Below are 22868 nucleotides of genomic sequence, written 5' to 3'. Positions count from 1 at the left end.
TGCGTCGCTATATGCGTGGCAGGCGCCGCAGTTTCAATGTCGGTTTCAGGTCAGCACGCGATGACGCCATGCCGGCAGGCTCTGCCGCACTTCGTCGATGCGCGCGCGTTCGAGGTTGCCCGCGACCACGCCGGCGCCCTCGTCGCGCACCGCGACGATCTCGCCCCACGGGTCGATCAGCATGCTGTGTCCCCAGGTGCGGCGGCCGTTTTCATGTTTGCCGCCTTGCGCCGCGGCGAGCACGTAGCACTGGTTTTCGATCGCGCGAGTGCGCAGCAGCAGCTCCCAATGCGCGCGGCCGGTCGTGTAGGTAAACGCGGACGGCACCACGATCAGCGCGCAGTCGCCCATGCGCCGGTACAGCTCGGGAAAGCGCAGATCGTAGCAGACCGACAGGCCGACCCGGCCGAATGGCGCCTCGAAGCTTTGCACCGAGGTGCCGGGTCGAATCGTGCGCGCTTCGTCGAACGACTCTTCGCCCTTTGCGAAGTTGAACAGGTGGATCTTGTCGTAGCGCGCGGCCTCGTTGCCGTTCGGGTCGAACACCAGCGTCGTGTTCAGTACGCGCGACGGCTCCGGTGCGTTCAGCGGCAGGGTGCCGCCGATCACCCAGATCTGGTGGCGGCGCGCGGCGTCGGCGAGAAAGCGTTGGATCGGGCCGTCCTGATGCGGCTCGCGCACGGCGAGCTTGTCGGTGTCCTTGAAGCCCATGAAACAGAAATACTCGGGGAGCAGCACGAGTTGCGCGCCGTCGGCGGCGGCTTCGGTGATCAGGCGCTCTGCGTCGGCGAGATTGCGATCGCGATCCGGCGAGCTGACCATCTGCAGCGCGGCGACCCGGAAGGGGCTGGCTACAAGGCCGCTGGACGTTGCGTCGGATGCGGATGAAGTGACGTGTGTTTCGCTCATGAGCGTGTCGAAAGACTCCCGGCGGGCGGCGGTGTGAAGCGCGGGCGCCGCATGCATGGTTCTGGGCTGGCTCGGCCCCATTGGCGCATTGAGTCGATAGAGCGGCACGAGCGGCCGCGTGGTTCGAGACGGCGGCGCCAGGCAAGCCGGAGCTCAGTGCGCTTCCACGGCCGAAGCCGGAGCGTCAATCTTACCCCGTTCGCCCGTCACCCGCTCGACGTGCGGTTTCGACCACGAGCCGGTGATCGCGTAGTCGCGCGCGAATACGTGCGACACCCCATGTGTGAACGCGATATCGGCGATCAGCGCGCCGAGGCCGATCAGCGGATTGATGACCGTCGCGGCGATCACCGCGGAGCCGGCACTGACGGTCGGCACCACGTGCAGATGCAGGTCCTGGGTCTTCTGCGCGATGTCGACCGAGCCCACCATCTCGGCGCGGGCCGGCGCGGTCACCATCCTGAAGTTGTCGGTGCGGGCGATGCCGTCATGAATCTGCGCGGTACCCGTCACGCTCGAAAACGGCAGGCCCTCGCCGATCACATCGCGGAAATTGAGTGTGGCGATGCGCGCGAGGCTCTGTAGGCTCAGCACGCCGAGCAGCGTCGCGACGCCCGGATCGACCTTCAGGATCTGACCGTGGTGTAGATCAAGCGCGAGGTTGCCGTTCAGCGTCGAATAGTCGATCGTGGTCGGGCCGCCCTGCCACACGGCCTTGCCCTGAATCGAGCCGGTGCCGCCCCTGAGCGTCCTCGGCAGACCGAAGCGCTCGAGCATCGCGCCGGCATCCTTGATGTCGAGCTTGAAATCGAACACGGTGCGGCGCGGCATGGCTTCGTCGGCCGAGGTGGGCAGTTCGGTCGAGGTGCGCCAGTTCGCGGTCGCGGTCAGCGTCGCGGTGGGGTTCGTCACGTCGAGCTTGTCGAGCTGCCAGACCGGCACGCCGTTTTCTTCGAAGTTGTGCGCGTCGACCTCGAGCCGGCCGACGTTGCGATCGTGCACGATCAGTTCGTTTACGACCAGATCGATCGACGGCATGTTCAGCGCGGGCGCCGACATCGCCGGACCGAGCAGGTCCTTGTCCGCGACCGACGGAATCACGACGCGCGCGAAGCGCGCCTGCAGTTCGCCCGGCGATTCGCGGGTCGCTCCCGGCAGCCACGACACGTGGCCTGACACCTGATTCGACGCGATGTTCGCCTGCCAGGTGCGGTCCGCGTGCGACGCGCCGACGATCACGTTGTCCCAGTGACGCTTGAGCAGCGTAAGCATGTCGATGTGCAGCGCGAAGCGGTTCGGCAGGAACTGCGTGAGCATGGGATTCGGCACGGCCGTAGGCGCGGCGGCGGGTGTGGCCGCGCTGCTGGCGATATTGCCGCCGTTCGCACCGCCGTTCACGCCATTCGCCCCGTCCGCGCTCACGCCCGCGCGCAGCTGCGCGGCGAGCACGCGCCAGGCGTCGGCGTTGAACTCCTTGATGTCCACCGCGGCGACCACGCCCTCGGACGGCAGGTCGACCGGCCGGTTCACGCCGATCGCGCCGCGCACGACGGTCGGTGACGTACGCGGCTGCGCGTTGGGCCGATAGCGCAGCAGATACGCGGCGGCGACCGGCCCCAACGTCAGGTCGGCGCGTTCGAGGCCGGCTTCGCCCGGCACCGTCGACGGATTGACCGAGAAGTGCAGCGGCATCGGCGTGCCGGCAGTCTTTTTGAACGGCGCTGGAAAATCGAGGCCGAGGCCGCTCAGATCAGAGTTGGCGCTGACCTCGGGCAGGCGGCCCTTCGCGCCGGTGACGCGCAATGCATAAGGCGCGCTGCCGCTCATATGCGTGAGCACCTGTGCGGCCGGGCCATGCAGATGCAGTTCGCGCGCGGCATCGACGGCGATGTGGCCATTGAGCGCGAGCGCGTACGTGCCGTCTTGCCGCAAGCCGCCGTTCGCATGCACGTCACCGCCGAGGAACTGGCCGGAGAGCCGCTCGACCTCGGCCGTGCGTTCGGTGAAGCGCACCCGGCCGTTCAGCTGCGACAGCGACGGCGCATTGCTCACGCTCAGGCGATTGTTCTGGAAGCCGAGCGCGCCTTCCACGCCGATATGCGGCTTCGGCGTACGCGGGATCGTCAGCTTCAGCGCGAGCGACGCGGGCCCTTCCGCGCGAATCTTTTCGGTCTGGTGCCGCGCCATGATGCCGAGCGAGCTGCCGTTCACGTAGTCGAGCATATCGGCGAGCGGGCCGCGGCCGTTGCCCTCTATGGTGAGGTTCGAGCCTTTGGTGCCGAGGTCGTCGATGCGGCCGTTCACGCCGGTTAGCGCGACGCGCTTGTAACGGCCGCGGTCGATGTCGAAGCGCAGCACGTTCTGCTTGAGCTCGAACACGCCGTCGATGCCGTCGAGCGGCGGCCAAACGTTTGGCGTGCCGTTGCGCATGTTGCGCGGCGGGAACGGCGTCGGATCGAACTTGCCGCCGGTGAACGGCGCGACGATGCGGAAGATGCCGGCGTCGGGGTCGCGCGCGTAGGGGAACTTGGTCAGGTCGCCGTGCACTTCGATCGTGCCGCCACGCGACACGCCAGCCTGCAAGCCGTGGCCGAGGTAAATGCGCAGCTTTTCGCTGACCGCGGTCGGCAGATAGCGGGCGATGTGCGTCACCTGCGCGCGCTGGAAGTCGGCTTTCAGGTCGAGCGAGCCGCGGCCGTGGCCGGGATTGCTGTAGCTCGCAGTCGCGCTCGCCTCGACGTCAGGGTTCGATACGCTGAAATCGTTGAGCTTGACCGCGAACGCGGGACGCGTGTCGCCCGGTGCCTTCGTGCCCATCGTCCAGTCGGCGCGGCCGTGCAGACGCGCAAGCGTGAGACGCGGATCGTCGAACACGCCCGGCAGCGTGATCGCCACGTTGGTCGTATCGAGGTTCGCGTGACCGCCTTTTTCATCGGCGTCGACGTTGCCCCACAGGTTTTCGATGCCGGGAACGCCGGCGCGCGGGTGGCCCCGCGGCGTCAGGCCCGGCCCCGGCTCCTGGGCGGCAAAGCTGATGCCCTGCAAATCGCCCTTGAAGCGATAACGCTCGATCGGTTCAACACCCGTGGGCCGATGGTCGCTGCCCACTTCTCCGGATTCCGGCTTGCCGCGCTCGAGCTCGATCACGTAGTTCGCGACGCGCCCGCGCGGATTGATGCGCACGAGTTCATTGAGAAAGTGCCGCGGCAGCGGCAGCGCGCGGCTGAATTCGGCGAGGATGCCGAGATCGACGCGATCGCCGCTGACGCTCAAAAGCTGCCCATGCTGCTGCGACGCCATCCGGTAGCGGCTGTCGAGGGTCCGGAAGCGCAGGATGCGCGTGAGCGGCGTGCCGTCTTCGAGCGGCGGCTGGCCGAGCTCGGCACGCAGGTCCGACAGCTGCAGCCGGTACTCGCCTTCGTTCGCCTCGACACGCCACAGAAAGTGCGCGACTGGCACGAGCAGCCTTGGCTGGGTCGGGCGCACGCGCATCGCGACGTCGTTGCCGTTCAACTGGCCGGTCGCCTGGGTCATGCGGCCTTCGCTGAAGTCGATCCAGATTGCATTGTCGATGCGGCCGGCGAACGTCTCGATCGGGAACTGGATGTAGCGCGCGAGCGTCGGCAGATCGACCGGGCCCGTCGACATGTACACCTGCCCGCTCCAGTTGATCGGCTTGCCGATCGCGGAGAGCGGCGCGTGGCGGAAGTACGTGCGGAAGTCGAGCGGGCCTTTCAGCACCTGGCCGTCGGGTGGCGCCTGCAGCGCCATGCGGTGGTCGCGGCCGTCATTGAGGATCGCGAGGCGGATGTCGCGCAGCGCCAGTTCGGATTCGTTGCGCGTCGCATCGCGCCAGCGCAGCACGCCGCCGCGCACGACGATCGCCTGCTGACGCAACAACCAGGTGGACAGCGCGTCGTTGCCGCTGTGGCGCGTCGGCACCGGCACGCCCGCGACCGACAGCACGCCGTCCTCGCTGCGCGACACCAGCACGTCCGGCTGATCGACGATCAGGCTCGAGAGCGCCAGATGAAACTCCCACAACGAGCGCCAGGACACCGACGCGGTGGCGTGCGGAATCGTCAGCGCGGGTAGGCCGTCGTGATCGCGGATGACGAGGTTCGTGACATCGAGCCCTGGCTGGAAGCCGCTCCAGTGCGGCGCGAGCCGGCCGATCGTGAATTGGGTGCGCAGCTTGTCGGAGACCGCGGCTTCGATGCGCGGCCGGAACGTGTCGACGCGCGGCAGCACCACGTAGCGCAAACCCAGAAACAGTCCGCCCGCGATGAAATAGAGGACGAGCGCGAGCGTGGCGAGCACGCGCAACGTCCGACGCAGCACGATGTGGTCGCTTCCGCTCACATGCCGGACCTGCGGGGGGGCTTGCGGGTCGGCGGATTCGTTTCGCTCGGACATGCTGCGGCGGCTGGGCGTATGGTAGTTTTGCGTGTTAACGACGAAATGTATCACACGGGAAAGCGTCGGCGGACCTCCTGCAAACCCTGTCCGACGGCCCGTGACGCGGATTGGCGAGGCCATCCGGCACGGCGTCCGGCACGCTTGTCGCCGCGTGCCGATGGCACGACGCAACGTCACGACAACGACCCCGGAACGATACCCGGACACCGTCGGAATACCGCCGGACAAATTCGATCAAGCAACGAGCGAGCCAGATTTTTGATGACCGACGCCACCCTCCTGAGTTCCAGCTATTCGCACTATGCCGCGCGCGCCGCCGCGGCCCGCCCGCAACTGGTCGCGCATGTCGGCGCGCTGGCCGACGAACCGCTGACGCGCGAGCGCATCGACGCGCGTCTCGACGAACTGTGCGCCGAGGCGGCGGGCCCAGCCGGTGCACCGGTCAACGAAGATGCGCTGAAGCGCGCGCTGCGCCAGCTGCGCACCGAAGTATTCTGCGCGGTGATGGAGCGCGACCTGGCCGGCGAAGCCGATATCGCCGAAGTCACCGGCGCGATGACCGATCTCGCGGAAACGACGATCCAGCGCGCGCTGACGGTGCTGAGCGCCGAGCTCGAAGCGCTGTACGGCGAGCCGCGCGACCAGCAGGGCGAACGGCTCACGCTCGGCGTGGTCGGTATGGGCAAGCTCGGCGGGCGCGAGCTGAACGTGTCGTCGGATATCGACCTGATCTTCGTCTATGAGGACGACGGCGAGACCGCCGGCGGCCAGCGCTCGCCGCTCGCGACCCAGGAGTTCTTCACGCGGCTCGGCAAGCGGCTGATCGGCGCGCTCGCCGAAGTCACCGCCGACGGCTACGTGTTTCGCGTCGATATGCGTCTGCGGCCGAACGGCGATTCGGGGCCGCTCGTATGCAGCCTCGGCATGCTCGAAGAGTATTTCTATGTGCAGGGCCGCGAGTGGGAGCGCTACGCGTGGATCAAGGGCCGGCTCGTGTCCGAGGGCGCGAGCGCCTCGGCGCAGCGGCTGCAGAAGCAGCTCGGGGCGATCGTCACGCCGTTCGTCTATCGACGCTATCTGGATTTCGGCGTGATCAGCGCGATTCGCGCGCTGCATCTGCAGATCCGCCAGGAGGCGCAGCGCCGCGCGTCGATGCGCCCCGACAAGGCCGACGACATCAAGCTCGGCCGTGGCGGCATCCGTGAAATCGAATTCAGCGCGCAGGTGTTCCAGCTGATCCGCGGCGGCCAGGACGCCGGCTTTCGCGTGCGGCCGACGCTCGCCGTGCTGCGCCACGCGGCCACGCATGGGTTAATGGACCCGTCGGTGTGCGTGAAGCTGTCGCAGGCGTATCGCTTTCTGCGGGAGCTCGAGCATCGTTTGCAATATCGCAACGACGCGCAGACCCACGCAATGCCCATCGATGCCGAAGACCGCATGGCGCTCGCGCGCGCGATGGGCTGCGACGACTACCCGCAATTGATGACGAAGCTCGACGCGCATCGCGAGTTCGTCGAACAGCAGTTCGACCAGATTTTCGCCGACAAGGTGGGCGGCCGCGACGGTTGCGGCGCGCCCGAGGACGGCGCGGCCGCGTGGGTATGGAGCAGCGCGCTCGCCGACGATAGCGCCGACGACGCACTGCGCGCGCGCCTCGTCGAACTGGGGGTGGCCGAGCCCGGTGAGCTGCTCGCCCGGCTGCAGGCGGTGTGGCGCTCGTCGCGCTACGCGGGCCTGAACGAGCGCAGCCGGCAGCGTTTCGACATCGTCGCGCAGCGCGCGCTCGAAGCCGCGCGCACGCTGGAGCCGGCCGGGCGGCGCGGCGATACGGTCGCGCGCCTGTTCGATCTGCTCGAAGCGGTGAGCCGGCGCGGCGCGTATCTGGCGCTTCTGACCGAGTATCCGCAGGCGCTGCACCAGGTGCTGTCGGTGCTGGGCGGCTCGCGCTGGGCGGCCGGCTATCTGATCCGCCATCCGCAACTGCTCGACGAGCTGCTCGACGTCGAGGCGATCAACAGTCCGTTCGACTGGGCTGAATTCAAGCGTACGTTGCGTTTGCGGCTCGGCGCCGCCGATGGCGTCGAGCAGCAGATGGATCTGTTGCGTCACGCGCATCAGGCCGAGGTGTTCCGCATTCTGCTGATCGATCTTGCCGGCAAGCTGTCCGTCGAGCACGTCAGCGACCGGCTGTCCGAGCTCGCCGACGCAGTGCTCGACGTGACGATCGAAGCCGTGTGGAAGCAGTTGGCCAAACGTCATCGCGACGTGCCGCGCTTCGCGGTGATCGCCTACGGCAAGCTCGGCGGCAAGGAGCTCGGCTACGCGTCGGACCTCGACCTGATCTTCCTGTACGACGATCCCGACGATGCCGCCGCCGACGTCTACGCAACCTACACACGGCGCCTGATCACATGGCTGACCACCGCGACCGGCGCCGGCACATTGTTCGACATCGACCTGCGGCTGCGACCCAACGGCGAGTCGGGCCTGCTCGTCACCGACCTCGATGCGTTCCGCCGCTACCAGCTGCGCGAGGGCGACGCGGCGAATACCGCGTGGGTGTGGGAGCATCAGGCGCTGACGCGTGCGCGCTACTGCGCGGGCGATCCGGAGATCGGCGCGAAGTTCGAGGCGATCCGCGAACAGGTGCTGACGACGCCGCGCGAAGCGGCGCCGCTCGCGAAAGAGATCGTCGAGATGCGCGCGCGTGTCGAGGCGGGACATCCGAACCATACGCCGGCGCTGTTCGACCTGAAGCACGACCGCGGCGGCATGGTCGATATCGAGTTCACCGTGCAGTACTGGGTGCTGCTGCATGCGGCGCGCGATCCCGAGCTGATCCGCAATACCGGCAATATCGCGCTGCTGCGTGAGGTGTCGCGTTTCGGGCTGATGAGCGAAGCGGAAGCGGAGACGGTCGGCGCCGCCTATCGGCGCTATCGCAAGCTGCAGCACACGCTGCGGCTCGATGGGATGGAGAAGGCGCGGGTCGATCCGGCGCTGGTCTCGGCCGAGCGCGAGGCGGTGCTGGCGTTGTTGAAGAGGGTGTTTGGGTAATGGCGCTCACGCACTTCGCGTAGCGCATCATGCGCGGCCGGGATCGGTGTGACGTCCCGGCCAAGCCGACTCAGCCGTGTGCGGCCGCCTATGCGCGGCGCAATGTCAGGCGGCCAGCATTTCCTTCGCGTGCTTGCGCGTGGTCGCCGTGATTTCGAGGCCGCCGAGCATGCGCGCGACTTCCTCGATGCGGCTCGCCTTGTCGAGCGAGCTCACGCTGCTGAGCGTGCCGCCGGTGCCGTTGCTCGTCTTTGCGACCTGGAAATGATGATCGCCGCGCGCGGCGACCTGCGGCAGATGGGTCACGCACAGCACCTGGCGCGCCTCGCCGAGCTGATGCAATAGCCGTCCGACCACTTCGGCCACGCCGCCGCCGATGCCCGTATCCACTTCGTCGAAGATCAGGGTCGGTGTCGGGCTGGCCGCGCTCGCGATCACTGCGAGCGCGAGACTGATACGCGCGAGTTCGCCGCCTGACGCAACCTTCGCGAGCGGCCGCAGCGGCACGCCGGCATGAGCGGCGACGCGAAACTCGATCTGCTCGAGCCCGTGCGCGCCGCCTTCGGGCAGCGGCACCAGCGCGACCTCGAAGCTGCCGCCTTTCATCGACAGTTCCTGCATGCCGGTCGTGACCGCCTCGCCGAGCGCCTTGCCTGCTTTCGCGCGTGCCTTCGACAGCTTTTTCGCCTCGGCGACGAACACTTCCTTCGCTTGCGCCTCGGCGGCGCGCAGGCCGTCGAGGTCGGCGGCGGCGTCGAGCGCGGCCAACTGCTTGCGCCGCTCTGCGTGTTCTTCCGGCAGCGTCTCAGGCCGCAGGCGAAACTTGCGCGCAGCCGAGTGCAGGGCGTCGAGGCGCTTTTCGACCTGCGCGAGCCGCTCCGGATCGAGCTCGAGCTTCTGCGCGTAGTGGCTCAGCGAATACGCGGCTTCCTGCAACTGGATTTCGGCCGGTTCGAGCGCAGCGAGCACGTCGTTCAGCGCTGGGTCGATCTCCGCGAGGTCGCGCACCTTCGACACGATCGAGCCGAGATGCGTGATCATCGCGTCGTCCGATTCGGACAGCGCGCCGAGCGCTCCCTGCACGCCGTCGATCAGATTCGCGGAATGCGACAGCCGCCGATGCTCGGTGTTGACTTCTTCCCATTCGCCCGGCTGTGGCGCGAGCTTGTCGAGTTCGGTGAGTTGCCACGCGAGTCGCTCGCGTTCGAGTTGCAGCTCGCGATCGCGCGTTTGCGCCTGCTCGACGGCCTGCGCCTTGTCGCGCCACGTGCGCCACGCGCGCGTGACGGCGGCGGCCAGGTCGGACAGACCCGCGTGCGTGTCGAACAGCTCGCGCTGCGCGTCCGGGCGCATCAGCAACTGGTGCGCGTGCTGGCCGTGAATATCGACGAGCATCTCGCCGACCTCGCGCAGCTGCGCGAGCGTGGCCGCCGTACCGTTGATGAACGCGCGCGAGCGGCCGTTCGCATCGACCACCCGCCGCAGCATCACGGTGCCGCCGTGCTGGCCGTCGTCGGCCGCGCCGAGCGCCTGCGTGTCGAGCCATTGATCGACCTGTGCGTGCGTCTCGAACTCCGCGGTGATGTCGGCGCGGCTCTCGCCGGTGCGCACGACGCTCGCCTCGGCGCGCGCGCCTAGTGCCAGCGCGAGCGCGTCGATCAGGATCGATTTGCCGGCGCCGGTTTCGCCCGAGAAAACGGTAAAGCCGCTGTCGAATTCGAGGTCGAGCGCGGCGACGATGACGAAGTCGCGTATCGAGAGGTGGCGAAGCATGGAGGTCGTCGGGTGAGCTTGGGATTCGGGTGGCGGCCGCGGCGGCGTGCGAAATCAAAGTGCCGCTTACGGCCGCGGGTCTTCTTCGTGCGACGGGTACTCGTGCCAGTGCAGCTTCTTGCGTAGCGTCGCGTAGTAGCTGTAGCCGACCGGATGCAGCATCGGCACCGTGTGGCGCGAACGGCGCACCTCGATCGTGTCACCGAGCTCCAGCGACGTGAACGACTGCATGTCGAAATTGACGTTCACTTCGCGCCCGGAAACGATCTGGATGCCGACCTTCGATTCGTCCGGCAGCACGATCGGCCGGTTCGACAGCGCGTGCGGCGCGATCGGCACGAGCACGATGCCCTGTAGTTGCGGATGCAGGATCGGCCCCTGCGAGGACAGCGCGTACGCGGTCGAGCCGGTCGGCGTCGCGACGATCAGGCCGTCCGAGCGCTGGTTGTACATGAAGCGTCCGTCGACCGACACGCGCAACTCCGCCATGCCCGAGAAGCCGCTGCGGTTGACCACTACGTCGTTGAACGCGAGCGCGTGGTAGATCGGCGTGCCGTCGCGCACGATGCGCGCTTCGAGCAGCACGCGCTCCTCGCGCTCGAAATTGCCGGACAGCATCTGCGGCACGATCTCGCGCATGTCGGAGATCGGAATGTCCGTGATGAAGCCGAGGCGCCCGTGGTTGATGCCGATCAAGGGCGTGCGATACGGCGCGAGCTGGCGGCCGATGCCGAGCATCGTGCCGTCGCCGCCGAGCACCACGGCGACGTCGGCGCGCGCGCCGATCTCGGCGAGACGCAGCGCCGGATAGTCGGTCACGCCGATTTCGGCGGCGGTGTCGGCTTCGAACACGACTTCGAGGCCGAGCTTTGCGATGCACGCGGCGAGCGCGGTCAGCGGCTCGCCGATGCCTGGCGTATTGCTGCGCCCGACGAGCGCGACGGTCTTGAACTGGCTGGTCACTTGCATGCCGGCATTACACCATAGGTAGGGCCTGAAAAGAACCGCCGACCAACCCGGTTGTGGGGCGGCGCACGCAGGGCGTCTGCGTATGTCGCGATTATCGTTAGAATGGTGAAGACCTGATGACGTGCGAGCCTGCTGACGGCGGCGCATTCGCCGGGAGCGGGCGCCGCGGGCGCTCGCGGCTGCGGTGCCATTGAGCTAAAATTTTTCGTCATGCTAGATCCTCGCGCACAAACCCTCCTCAAAACGCTGATTGAGCGCTACATCGCCGAAGGTCAGCCGGTCGGCTCGCGCACGCTGTCACGCTATTCGGGCCTCGAACTGAGTCCGGCCACGATCCGCAACGTGATGTCGGACCTCGAGGATCTGGGGCTCGTGATCAGTCCGCATACGTCGGCAGGGCGCATTCCGACGCCACGCGGCTACCGCCTGTTCGTCGACACGATGCTGACGGTCGAATCCGCCGCCGACGAGGAGGCGGTGACGCGCACCGTCAAGACCACGCTGCAGGTGGGCGAGCCGCAGAAGATCGTCGCCGCGGCGGCGAGCGTGCTGTCAAATCTGTCGCAGTTCGCCGGCGTCGTGCTCACGCCGCGTCGCAGCCACGTGTTCAAGCAGATCGAATTCATGCGCCTGTCCGATCAGCGCATTCTGCTGATCATCGTGACGCCCGAAGGCGACGTGCAAAACCGCATCCTCGCCACCCAGCGCGACTTTTCGCCTTCGCAGCTGGTGGAAGCCTCCAATTACATCAACGCGCACTTCGCGGGCCTCTCGTTCGACGAGGTGCGCCGGCGCCTGCGCGAGGAAATCGACGAGCTGCGTGGCGACATGACCTCGCTGATGCACGCGGCCGTCACCGCGAGCACCGACGAATCCGACACCGGCGAGACCGTGTTGATCTCGGGCGAGCGCAATCTGCTCGAAGTCGCCGATCTTTCGTCGGACATGGCGCGCCTGCGCAAGCTGTTCGATGTGTTCGACCAGAAGACCAGCCTCCTTCAGTTGCTCGACGTGTCGAGTCACGCGGCGGGCGTGCAAATATTCATTGGCGGCGAATCGAATCTGGTACCGATCGAGGAAATGAGCGTCGTCACCGCGCCGTACGAGGTGAACGGCAAGATCGTCGGCACGCTCGGTGTGATCGGACCGACCCGCATGGCCTACAACCGCGTGATTCCGATCGTGGACATAACCGCGCGGCTGTTGTCCATGACGCTCAGCCAGCAGTAGTCCTCGGGCTCCGCGGAACTGGCGTCATCGCAGTCCGTGGCGACCATGATGCGCGAACGCGCGGCGTCTGCCAATCGTCCGAATGGCCAGGGGTCTCTGGCGGCGCCGGGCAGAACCCGCGCCGCTATAATGAATCTCCATTGAATCGACTCGCCGCATGATGCGGTGATTTCTGCTACCTATGCGCTTCGACCTCGAGCGGCCTTCGCAGAACGCCACGTCGCATCGCGTCGCCGTGTTGCTGATCAATCTCGGCACGCCCGACGCGCCGACACCGCGCGCGGTGCGCCGTTACCTCGCGCAGTTCCTGTCCGATCCTCGCGTGGTCGAAATTCCGGCGCTGCTGTGGCAGCTCATTCTGCGTCTGCTGATTCTGCCGTTTCGCGGCCGCAGCTCTGCGAAAAAGTATGCGGCGGTGTGGATGCCCGAGGGCTCACCGCTGCGCGTCCACACCGAAAAGCAGGTCGAAGGCCTGCGCCATCTGCTGCAACTGAACGACTACACGGTGCTGGTCGACTACGCGATGCGCTACGGCACGCCCGGCATTCCGGCGATGCTGAACCAGCTGAAGCTCGCGGGCGCCGAGCGGGTGTTGCTGATGCCGATGTATCCGCAGTATTCGGCGTCGACCACTGCGACCGCGTTCGACGAAGCCTTTTCCGCGCTCAAGCGCATGCGCAACCAGCCGGAAATCCGCACCGTGCGCCAGTACGCCGATCACCCGGCGTACATCGCGGCGCTCGCCGCACAGGTGCACCACTACTGGCATCTGCACGGCCGCCCCGATTTCGCGGCGGGCGACAAGCTCGTGCTCAGTTTCCACGGCGTGCCCAAGCGCACGCTCGACCTCGGCGACCCGTACCACGAGCAATGCCAGCAGACCGGCGCGCTGCTGATGCAGGCGCTCGATTTGACGCCGGTCGAATGCCGCATCACGTTCCAGTCGCGCTTCGGCAAGGCCGAATGGCTGCAGCCCTACACGGCGCCAACGTTGAAGGAGCTCGGCGCGGCAGGCGTGCGGCGTGCTGACGTGTTTTGCCCGGGTTTCACCGCCGACTGCCTCGAAACGATCGAGGAAATCGGCATGGAAGTGCGCGACGAATTTCTGCAGGCGGGTGGCAAGGAGTTTCACCGGATCGCCTGTCTGAACGCGTCGCACCCGTGGGTTGCCGCGCTTGGCGAAATCATTGCGCAGCATCTGCAGGGCTGGCCCGTGCAGGCGGTGCCGGTGCCGCACACGACAGGAGCTTGAATACGCAGATGAACTACCGCATTTCAACCGAACCGGGCGCGAAACTGCGCATCGACAAATGGCTGTGGGCCGCGCGCTTCTTCAAGACGCGTTCGCTGGCCGCGGAGGCGGTCGACAAGGGGCGGGTGCGTATCGGCGGCGTGGCCGTGAAGCCGGCGAAGGACGTGCGTGTCGGCGATCTGGTCGAAATCGAGATCGAGCGCTACGTGTGGCAGGTGGAAGTGCTGGGCGTATGCGACGTACGCGGTCCGGCGAGCGTCGCGCAGACGCTTTATGTGGAAACCGCGCAGAGCAAGGCGAAGCGGCAGGTCGAGCAGGAGCGGCGCAAGGTGTACCACGAGCCGGCCGCCGCGCTGCACGGCCGACCGACCAAACGCGACCGGCGCACTATCGACAGATTTTCAGGTGGGGATTGAAAAACTGTTCCACGGTGGCGTGTGCGCCGCCGTACTCGGTGGTGTGGTCGTTGACCGCACCGGACATGCAGATGGTCGTGGTGCCCGCGATCAGTACCAGTGCGACCACCCCGATTGCAAAGGTCAGTTTCACGGTACTCCCCTTGATGGGCTGAAACAGGCTTTCGGAACGACTGTCAGGTGTCGGTAAGGCTTACGTCAGATTAGGGTTAACGTGGCTTGCCGCTCCATGACTGGAGAATAGGTCAGTTGCGGGCCGCACTCAATCTCTATCTGATTGCGCCACGTTGAGGCTTGTTACGGCGCATTTCGCCTGCACGTCGGTGGTGCGAAAAATCCCTCGGACCGCTTGAAACGGCTTTTTGAGGCCCCATCTGGAGTCCGGTCTGGCGGATCGTCGCGAAGACGCGTGTCGCGATTTTGCAAAGCATGAATCGTACTGTGTCGGAACGGCTTGCACCGCCTTTGGCTTTTACTTTTTAACGACTTTCAGCGACATGGAAAACACGCAAGAGAACCCGACGAGCCAGAATCCCCCGCCCGCCGACGAAGCCGCGCGCCAGGCCGCCGAGGCGGCCGAGGCCGCTGCTCAACAGCCGGACACCGGCGCCCCCGCGGAACCGGCCCAGGGTGCCGCCGCCGAGCAGGCGCTGGCCGACGCTCAGGCGAAGATCGCCGAGTTGCAGGAAAGCTTCCTGCGCGCGAAGGCCGAAACCGAAAACGTGCGCCGTCGCGCTCAGGAAGACGTCGCCAGGGCGCACAAGTTTGCGATCGAGAGCTTCGCCGAGCATCTGCTACCAGTGGTCGACAGTCTCGAGGCGGCCGTCGCCCATTCGTCCGACGACTTGCAGAAGGTCCGCGAAGGCGTCGAGCTCACGCTGCGGCAGTTGAGCGGCGCGCTCGAGAAGGGTCGCGTCGTGGCGATCAATCCGGTCGGCGAAAAGTTCGACCCGCATCGCCATCAGGCCATTTCGATGGTGCCGGCCGACCAGGAGCCGAATACCGTCGTCGCGGTGCTGCAAAAGGGTTTCGTGATCGCGGATCGCGTGCTGCGTCCCGCGCTCGTGACCGTCGCGGCGCCGAAGTAATCACGTCGACACTCGCTCCGGGCGTGTGCGCCGGTGGCGTCTGCTGCGTCGCTTCGCATCGCTACGTGCCGCAAAGGTCCCATCGATTCAGGCACTTCCGGCGAACCACGCCGGGGGCGCCGCGCAGACTGACGGAGCGGGCTCGCAGCGAAGATTCGGGCGCCTAGCCCCATGATTGAAAAAAATTAAAGACCGCATCGCAAAAGAGGTCTTGAAAACGATGTGGCCGCACTTATTTTGAGTGCAGGTATGAATTGAGAGCGGATCGTCCCGCCGCCAGATGGGCCAACCGGGCGCTTCCCGCAGCGATCAAAGTCAGGAGATTTGTAAAAATGGGCAAAATCATCGGTATCGACCTCGGCACGACCAACTCGTGCGTGGCGATCATGGAAGGCAACTCGGTCAAGGTCATCGAGAACTCGGAAGGCGCGCGCACCACGCCGTCGATCATCGCTTACATGGATGACAGCGAGATCCTGGTCGGCGCGCCGGCCAAGCGTCAGTCGGTCACGAACCCGAAGAACACGCTGTTCGCGGTCAAGCGCCTGATCGGCCGCCGCTTCGAAGAGAAGGAAGTGCAGAAGGACATCGGCCTGATGCCCTACAAGATCATCAAGGCCGACAACGGTGACGCATGGGTCGAAGTGCGCGACCAGAAGCTCGCGCCGCCGCAAATCTCCGCCGAAGTCCTGCGCAAGATGAAGAAGACCGCTGAGGACTACCTTGGCGAGACCGTCACGGAAGCCGTGATCACGGTGCCGGCGTACTTCAACGACAGCCAGCGTCAGGCAACCAAGGACGCCGGCCGCATCGCCGGTCTCGAAGTCAAGCGGATCATCAACGAACCGACCGCCGCGGCTCTCGCGTTCGGTCTGGACAAGGCCGAAAAGGGCGATCGCAAGATCGCGGTGTACGACCTGGGCGGCGGCACGTTCGACGTGTCGATCATCGAAATCGCGGACGTCGACGGTGAAATGCAGTTCGAAGTGCTGTCCACGAACGGCGATACGTTCCTCGGCGGCGAAGACTTCGACCAGCGCATCATCGACTACATCATCGGCGAGTTCAAGAAGGAGCAGGGCGTCGATCTGTCGAAAGACGTGCTCGCGCTGCAGCGCCTGAAGGAATCGGCTGAAAAGGCCAAGATCGAACTGTCGTCGAGCCAGCAGACCGAAATCAACCTGCCGTACATCACGGCGGACGCATCGGGTCCGAAGCACCTGAACCTGAAGATCACGCGCGCCAAGCTGGAAGCGCTGGTCGAAGACCTGATCGAACGCACCATCGAGCCGTGCCGTGTCGCGATCAAGGATGCGGGCGTGAAGGTCGGCGAAGTCGACGACGTGATCCTGGTCGGCGGTATGACCCGTATGCCGAAGGTGCAGGAAAAGGTGAAGGAGTTCTTCGGCAAGGATCCGCGCCGTGACGTGAACCCGGACGAAGCCGTGGCCGTTGGTGCCGCGATCCAGGGCCAGGTTCTGTCGGGCGACCGCAAGGACGTTCTGCTGCTCGACGTGACCCCGTTGTCGCTCGGCATCGAAACGCTCGGCGGCGTGATGACTAAGATGATCAACAAGAACACCACGATCCCGACCAAGCACGCGCAGGTCTACTCGACGGCTGATGATAATCAAGGCGCCGTGACGATCAAGGTGTTCCAGGGCGAACGCGAAATGGCAGCTGGCAACAAGCTGCTCGGCGAGTTCAACCTTGAAGGCATTCCGCCGGCACCGCGCGGCGTGCCGCAGATCGAAGTGAGTTTCGACATCGACGCGAACGGCATTCTGCACGTCGGCGCGAAGGACAAGGCGACCGGCAAGGAGAACCGCATCACGATCAAGGCGAACTCGGGTCTGTCCGAAGCCGAAATCGAGAAGATGGTGAAGGACGCCGAAGCGAATGCGGAAGAAGATCACAAGCTGCGTGAGCTGGCCGACGCCCGCAACCAGGGTGACGCGCTCGTCCACAGCACGAAGAAGGCGCTGACCGAGTACGGCGACAAGCTCGAAGCTGGCGAGAAGGACAAGATCGAAGCTGCGTTGAAGGACCTCGAAGACACGCTGAAGAGCAACTCGAGCGACAAAGCCGCGATCGAAGCGAAGATCGAAGCGGTGGCCACGGCCTCGCAGAAGATGGGCGAGAAGATGTACGCCGACATGCAGGCTGCGCAAGGTGCCGAAGCGGCGGCGGGTGCGGCGGGCGGTGCCGGTGCATCGGCGGGTGCGAGCCAGCAGGCCGACGATGTGGTCGACGCTGACTTCAAGGAAGTGAAGAAAGACTAAAGCCAGGTCGGCATCCGACCGTAAAGCCGTGCACAGCGATGTGCACGGCCCGGCTGCACAAGATTGGCGCCCATGGGGCGCCTCGAGTGCAAGAGCGGTTTTCGCGCCTGGCGAGCCTTTTTGGGGCTCTCCGGGCACGTTTGTTTTATGGAGGGCGTTGTTTTGAACCGTGCCCTGGCGCGGCGCAGACAGCGGCCGGACGAGTCGTGAGACTCCACAGCATTCACAAGGAGCTACCGCGTCGCTTTGCGCGGCGGCGTTGAACCGATATGGCGAAACGGGATTACTACGAGGTTCTGGGCGTCGCAAAGAACGCGAGCGACGACGAAATCAAGAAGGCTTATCGCAAGCTCGCGATGAAGCACCACCCCGACCGCAATCCGGGCCACAAGGATGCGGAAGAGCATTTCAAGGAGGTGAAGGAAGCCTATGAAATGCTGTCGGATTCGCAAAAGCGCGCCGCGTACGATCAGTACGGTCACGCGGGCGTCGATCCGAACATGGGTGGGGCCGGCGCGCAAGGTTTCGGCGGCTTTGCCGATGCATTCGGCGACATCTTCGGCGACATCTTCGGCCAGGCGGCCGGCGGCGGCGCACGCGGAGGCGGCCGCGCGGGCCCGCAGGTGTATCGCGGCGCCGATCTGCGCTACAGCATGGAAATCACGCTCGAACAGGCCGCGCACGGCTACGACACGCAGATTCGCGTGCCGAGCTGGGTTTCGTGCGAAGTCTGCCATGGCTCGGGCGCGAAGCCGGGCACCAAGCCGGAAACCTGCCCGACCTGTAGCGGCTCGGGTTCGGTGCGCATGTCGCAGGGCTTCTTCAGCATCCAGCAGACTTGCCCGAAGTGCCACGGCACCGGCACCTACATCCCTGAGCCGTGCAATCACTGCCACGGCGCGGGTAAGGTGAAGGAAACCAAGACGCTCGAAGTGAAGATCCCGGCCGGTATCGACGACGGCATGCGCATCCGCTCGGCCGGCAACGGCGAGCCGGGCATCAACGGCGGTCCGTCGGGCGATCTGTACGTCGAGATTCATATCAAGCAGCACTCGGTGTTCGAGCGTGACGGCGACGATCTGCATTGCCAGATGCCGATCCCGTTCACTACCGCGGCGCTCGGCGGCGATATCGAGGTGCCGACGCTCGCCGGTCGCGCCAGCTTCACGGTGCCGGAAGGCACGCAGTCCGGCAAGACGTTCCGTTTGCGCGGCAAGGGCATCAAGGGGTTGCGTTCGAGCATCGCCGGCGATCTGTACGTACACGTGCAGGTCGAAACGCCGGTCAAGCTCACCGAAGCGCAGCGCGATCTGCTCAAGCAGTTCGAAAAGGCGCTCGTGGAAGGCGGTTCGCGGCATAGTCCGCAAAGCAAGAGCTGGTTCGATCGCGTAAAGAGCTTTTTCGATTGATTTGATTCGGCGGTCAGTATGACGGTGGACAGTCGCGGCGCGGCGTTCGCGCTGCTCGACGATTGCGGTGCAACGGCGGCGCTTCCGTCCAGCCGCTTGTACACGGGTTTCGTGCGCGAGCGGGTCTGCACGGAGGCGGCGCAGCTCGAAGGCGTGTGCGAAAGCGTCGCGGCGGATACCCGGAGCGGTTTGCACGCTGTCGTGCTCGCCGATTATGAATTTGGCCGCGCGCTGATGGGTTTCGATGCGCGCCGGTCTTCTGAAACGCAGCGTGGCAATGCCACGCTGCGTTTTTTATTGTTCGAACGCTGTGCGAAGCTTTCGCGCGACGAGGTCGACGCGTGGCTGATGACGCGCGACAACGGCGCTCTGGAGCCGTCGGTCGCGGGCGCGGCGAACGTGCGCGAGAGCGTCGATCGCGCCGAGTTCGACGCGGCGATCGACGCGATTCACGCCGCCCTCCGCGCGGGCGATTCCTATCAGGTCAACTACACGTACCGCCTCGGCTTCGACGTGTTCGGCTCGCCGCTCGCGTTCTATCGGCGGTTGCGCGCGCGCCAGCCCGTGTCGTTCGGCGCGCTGATCGCGTTGCCGGACGATGCGTGGGTGCTGTCGTGTTCGCCCGAACTGTTCGTCGAAAAGCACGGCCCGACGTTGCGCGCGCGGCCGATGAAGGGCACGGCGCCGCGCTCACAAGATCCTGCCGTCGACCGGGGTAACGCCGAGTTCCTCGCCACTGATCCGAAGAACCGCGCCGAGAACGTCATGATCGTCGATCTGTTGCGCAACGATCTGTCGCGAGTCGCGCGGATCGGCTCGGTCAGCGTGCCGGCGTTGTTTTCGGTCGAGCCGTATGCGTCGGTGTGGCAGATGACGTCGACGGTCGAGGCGATGTTGCTCGACGGCACCTCGTTCGCGACGATCCTGCGCGCGCTGTTCCCGTGCGGCTCGATTACCGGTGCGCCGAAGCATCGCACGATGCAGTTGATCGACGAACTGGAAAGCACGCCGCGCGGGCTCTATACCGGCGCGATCGGCTGGCTCGATGCGCCGGGCGATGATCACGATTGCGGCGACTTCTGCATGTCGGTCGCGATTCGCACGTTGACATTGACCGCGTCATCGGCGTCAGACGGTGGCACGAACGGTCTGCGCGGCAGCCTGGGCATCGGCGCGGGCATCGTGCTCGACAGCGTGGCCGCCGACGAGCACGAGGAGTGTCGATTGAAAGCACGTTTTCTGACGGGCGCCGAGCCGGGTTTCGAACTGTTCGAAACGATGTACGCCACGCGGGAAGACGGCGTGCGGCACGTAGAACGACATCTGCGGCGCTTGTCGTCGAGCGCTGCGACGCTTGGCTTCGGGTTCGACGAAGCGCGCATTCGTGAGGAGATTTCAGCGCGGTGCGCCACGCTCCCGGCGCAGATGCCGCATCGTATGCGGCTTGCTTTGAGCAAGAGCGGGGTGACCCAGATCTCGGCCGCTATACTTGCGCCGTTGGCGGATGCGATCGTTGGTGTTGTGCTCGGTCCCGAAGCGCAGTTCGCGCCGACCCACGCCGCCGATCCGCTGCTGCGCCACAAGACCACGCGCCGAGCAGACTACGACCGCGGCTGGCGCGAAGCCGAAGCGAAGGGCGCCTTCGATACGCTGTTTTTCAACGAACGGGGCGAACTGACCGAAGGCGGCAGGTCGAACGTGTTCGTGAAGCTCGCGGGACAATGGTGGACGCCGCCGCTCGCGTCAGGCGTGCTGCCAGGGGTAATGCGAAGCGTGTTGCTCGACGACGCGTCGGGCTTGCGGGCAGGTGAAAAAGTGCTGACGCGGGCGGATGTGCTGAACGCCGAAGCGCTGCTCGTGTGCAACGCGTTGCGCGGCGCGGTGCCGGCACGGCTAGTTGGTTAGAGCACTGAAAAATACGGGAATGCCGCGCGCTCGCGCGGCAATGAGGCATCAGAACGTGTGCTCGGCGCCGGGAAACGTGCCGTCCTTTACCGCCCGCACATACGCCTCGACGGCCGCCTGAATATTCGGCTGCCCCTGCATGAAATCCTTTACGAAGCGCGGTCGCTTGCCAGGAAAAATCCCGAGCATGTCGTGCAGCACCAGCACCTGACCCGAGCAGCCGAGGCCCGCGCCGATACCAATCGTCGGAATGCGCAGCTGCTGCGTGACCTCGCCAGCGAGTTGCGACGGGATCGCTTCCATCACGATCAATTGCGCGCCGGCTTCCTGCACGGCGAGCGAATCGCGCAGCAACTGGCTCGCGCCCGCTTCGGTCCTGGCCTGCACCTTGAAGCCGCCGAACGCATGCACCGACTGCGGCGTGAGACCCACATGCGCGCACACCGGAATCGAGCGCTCGACCAGAAACCGCACCGTGTCGGCGAGCCATTCGCCGCCTTCGAGCTTGACCATCTGCGCGCCCGCGCGCATTAGTTCGACCGAGCTCCTGAATGCGTCTTCGCGCGTGCCGTAGGTGCCGAACGGCAGGTCCGCGACGATCAGCGCCGACGGCCGCGCGCGCGCGACGCTTGCCGTGTGATACGCGATGTCGGCAAGCGACACCGGCAGCGTGGTCGCCTGGCCTTGCAGCACGTTGCCGAGGGAGTCGCCGATCAGCAGCACGTCGACGCCCGCGCGATCGAGCAGCGCGGCGAAGCTCGCGTCGTAACAGGTGAGCATGGCGATCTTTTCGCCAGCGTCGCGCATTGCCTGCAGTTTCGGCACGGTGATCGCGCTCCGGCTCGCTTCCTGCAAATAAGTCATGGTCAATCCAGTGCAAAAAATGAACTAGCCGCGCCGCTTACAGCGACGTGGCTTTAACGAAGAATTCCTTGCGGCCGCGCATCGTCTCGATGCGTTCGGCGAGCAGCGCAAGGTCCGCGTCGGAGTCGAGCGGATTCAGGTGTTCGGCGTTGACCGTCAGCACGGGCGTGCGGTCGTAGTGGTAGAAGAACTCGTTGTACGCGTCGCACAGCGCTCGCAGATAGGCATCGGAAATCTGCAGCTCCATCGGCACCGCGCGCTTCTGGATGCGCGCGAACAGCACCTCTGGGCTCGCCTGCAGATAGACGACGAAGTCCGGCTCCGGCGCGCTGACGTCGAGCCGCACGGCAAGCGCGCGGTACAACTGCCACTCGTCTTCCTGCAAGGTCAGACGCGCGAAGATGTCGTTCCGCTGCGTGATGAAGTCGGCGATCAGCGGCGTGCCGCTCGCCTGCGCGGCGCTGACTTCCTGCGCCTGCTGCGCGCGTTGCAGCGCGAAGTGCAACTGCACCGGTAGCGCATACCGCGTGGTGTCGCGATAGAAGCGTTCAAGAAACGGATTGTCTTGCGAGCGTTCGAACAGTTCGTGCATCGACCAGCGTTGCGCGAGGCGCCGCGCAAGTGAGGTTTTGCCGACGCCGATCGGCCCTTCGATCGCGATATAGCCGAACGGCGGGCGCAGCTGCGGCGCGGTGACCGTGAGCGGCGGCGAACTCATTCGCAACCGCCTTTTTCGGCGGAATTGCCGGTCAGCGCATTGAGCATCGGGCATAGGCAGGGCGACTTCACCTTCTCGATGCGCTGATCGCTGACGCTGTCGAGCAGCGCGGCGGCCCGGCCATGCAGCGGAATGACGATCGCCGCGTCGATCTCGACGAGCGGCACCAGCGCAAACGCGCGCTCGACGAGGCGTGGGTGCGGCACGATCAGATCGGCTTCGTCGATCGATTGATCGCCATACAGCAGGATGTCGAGATCGAGCGTGCGCGGCGCATTGCGGAACGGCCGCTCACGGCCGAACTGATGCTCGATCTTGTGGCACAGCGCGAGCAGATGCCGCACGGGGAGCGTCGTTTCCAGCTTCACGACGCAGTTGAAAAAGTCGTCGCCGCCCGCGTCGATCGGGGCAGTGCGATACAGGCTCGATTTGGCGAGCACGGTGATGGTGTGCTGTTGTGCGAGGCACACCACCGCGTCTTTCAGGGTCTGGCGCGCGTCCCCGAGATTCGCGCCGAGGCCAAGATAAGCAACCGTCATGGCATATCTTCCTGCAACTATCGTTTTGACGGCTTTTC

At 65.7% G+C, this 22868-nt stretch carries 16 protein-coding genes; 8 read left to right on the top strand and 8 right to left on the bottom strand.

From position 1 onward, the window contains the following. Nucleotides 1–45 precede the first annotated feature (45 nt). A complete protein-coding gene (locus tag HDG39_RS00280; RefSeq protein ID WP_184002319.1) occupies nucleotides 46–909 on the bottom strand; it encodes a carbon-nitrogen hydrolase family protein in 864 nt (287 codons plus the stop codon). Nucleotides 910–1062: 153 nt separating this feature from the next. Continuing rightward, nucleotides 1063–5325 carry a YhdP family protein gene (locus tag HDG39_RS00275; RefSeq protein WP_184002317.1) on the bottom strand — a complete coding sequence of 1421 codons (4263 nt, stop codon included), beginning with the start codon at nucleotides 5323–5325 and terminating at the stop codon, nucleotides 1063–1065. Nucleotides 5326–5589: 264 nt separating this feature from the next. Between HDG39_RS00275 and glnE the strand changes: the two genes are divergently transcribed. Further along, on the top strand, nucleotides 5590–8385 hold the full coding sequence (glnE, locus tag HDG39_RS00270) for a bifunctional [glutamate--ammonia ligase]-adenylyl-L-tyrosine phosphorylase/[glutamate--ammonia-ligase] adenylyltransferase (protein WP_184002315.1): 2796 nt from the start codon (nucleotides 5590–5592) through the stop codon (nucleotides 8383–8385). 105 nt (nucleotides 8386–8490) lie between these two features. On the opposite strand, the gene recN is transcribed toward glnE, so the two are convergent. Further along, on the bottom strand, nucleotides 8491–10158 hold the full coding sequence (recN, locus tag HDG39_RS00265) for a DNA repair protein RecN (protein WP_184002313.1): 1668 nt from the start codon (nucleotides 10156–10158) through the stop codon (nucleotides 8491–8493). Between the two features lie 66 nt (nucleotides 10159–10224). After that, nucleotides 10225–11127, bottom strand: coding sequence for an NAD kinase (locus tag HDG39_RS00260; protein ID WP_018419477.1), 903 nt, complete (start codon nucleotides 11125–11127; stop codon nucleotides 10225–10227). A 210-nt stretch (nucleotides 11128–11337) separates the two neighbouring features. Between HDG39_RS00260 and hrcA the strand changes: the two genes are divergently transcribed. From hrcA to HDG39_RS00245, 3 genes are all read left to right on the top strand, one after another. After that, nucleotides 11338–12357 carry a heat-inducible transcriptional repressor HrcA gene (gene hrcA, locus HDG39_RS00255; protein ID WP_090803113.1) on the top strand — a complete coding sequence of 340 codons (1020 nt, stop codon included), beginning with the start codon at nucleotides 11338–11340 and terminating at the stop codon, nucleotides 12355–12357. Between the two features lie 181 nt (nucleotides 12358–12538). Then, entirely contained in the window at nucleotides 12539–13609 is a 1071-nt protein-coding gene (hemH, locus tag HDG39_RS00250) for a ferrochelatase (RefSeq protein ID WP_184002311.1), read from the top strand. 8 nt (nucleotides 13610–13617) lie between these two features. Further along, on the top strand, nucleotides 13618–14025 hold the full coding sequence (locus tag HDG39_RS00245) for an RNA-binding S4 domain-containing protein (RefSeq protein WP_018419480.1): 408 nt from the start codon (nucleotides 13618–13620) through the stop codon (nucleotides 14023–14025). Here HDG39_RS00245 and HDG39_RS00240 read toward each other — a convergent pair. Beyond that, complete coding sequence (locus HDG39_RS00240) at nucleotides 13997–14158, bottom strand: hypothetical protein (protein WP_184002309.1); 162 nt, start codon at nucleotides 14156–14158, stop codon at nucleotides 13997–13999. The two genes, HDG39_RS00245 and HDG39_RS00240, sit on opposite strands and share 29 nt — an antisense overlap. A gap of 364 nt (nucleotides 14159–14522) precedes the next feature. Between HDG39_RS00240 and grpE the strand changes: the two genes are divergently transcribed. The 4 genes from grpE (at nucleotide 14523) to pabB (ending at nucleotide 20709) form a co-directional block, all read left to right on the top strand. Further along, the gene (gene grpE / locus HDG39_RS00235; RefSeq protein ID WP_184002307.1) at nucleotides 14523–15113 is read left to right on the top strand and encodes a nucleotide exchange factor GrpE; all 591 of its coding nucleotides are present in this window, start codon (nucleotides 14523–14525) and stop codon (nucleotides 15111–15113) included. Between the two features lie 332 nt (nucleotides 15114–15445). Continuing rightward, nucleotides 15446–17395, top strand: coding sequence for a molecular chaperone DnaK (gene dnaK / locus HDG39_RS00230; RefSeq protein WP_018419483.1), 1950 nt, complete (start codon nucleotides 15446–15448; stop codon nucleotides 17393–17395). A 269-nt stretch (nucleotides 17396–17664) separates the two neighbouring features. After that, nucleotides 17665–18804 (top strand): molecular chaperone DnaJ, encoded by a 1140-nt coding sequence (dnaJ, locus tag HDG39_RS00225; protein ID WP_018419484.1) that lies wholly within the window; start codon nucleotides 17665–17667, stop codon nucleotides 18802–18804. Nucleotides 18805–18822: 18 nt separating this feature from the next. After that, nucleotides 18823–20709 carry an aminodeoxychorismate synthase component I gene (gene pabB / locus HDG39_RS00220; RefSeq protein ID WP_184002305.1) on the top strand — a complete coding sequence of 629 codons (1887 nt, stop codon included), beginning with the start codon at nucleotides 18823–18825 and terminating at the stop codon, nucleotides 20707–20709. 48 nt (nucleotides 20710–20757) lie between these two features. On the opposite strand, the gene panB is transcribed toward pabB, so the two are convergent. Genes panB through folK form a run of 3 tightly spaced genes read right to left on the bottom strand, consistent with a single transcriptional unit; the run spans nucleotide 20758 to nucleotide 22830 of the window. Next, nucleotides 20758–21573 carry a 3-methyl-2-oxobutanoate hydroxymethyltransferase gene (gene panB, locus HDG39_RS00215; RefSeq protein WP_090803121.1) on the bottom strand — a complete coding sequence of 272 codons (816 nt, stop codon included), beginning with the start codon at nucleotides 21571–21573 and terminating at the stop codon, nucleotides 20758–20760. A gap of 37 nt (nucleotides 21574–21610) precedes the next feature. Beyond that, nucleotides 21611–22291, bottom strand: coding sequence for a deoxynucleoside kinase (locus tag HDG39_RS00210; protein WP_090803123.1), 681 nt, complete (start codon nucleotides 22289–22291; stop codon nucleotides 21611–21613). Further along, nucleotides 22288–22830 carry a 2-amino-4-hydroxy-6-hydroxymethyldihydropteridine diphosphokinase gene (folK, locus tag HDG39_RS00205; RefSeq protein WP_184002303.1) on the bottom strand — a complete coding sequence of 181 codons (543 nt, stop codon included), beginning with the start codon at nucleotides 22828–22830 and terminating at the stop codon, nucleotides 22288–22290. The genes HDG39_RS00210 and folK overlap by 4 nt, the downstream gene beginning before the upstream one ends. Nucleotides 22831–22868: the final 38 nt, after the last annotated feature.

Origin of the sequence: Paraburkholderia lebeckiae (assembly GCF_014201005.1) — a bacterium.
Taxonomy (GTDB): domain Bacteria; phylum Pseudomonadota; class Gammaproteobacteria; order Burkholderiales; family Burkholderiaceae; genus Paraburkholderia; species Paraburkholderia tuberum.
This window is presented reverse-complemented; position numbering and strand designations above follow the sequence as displayed.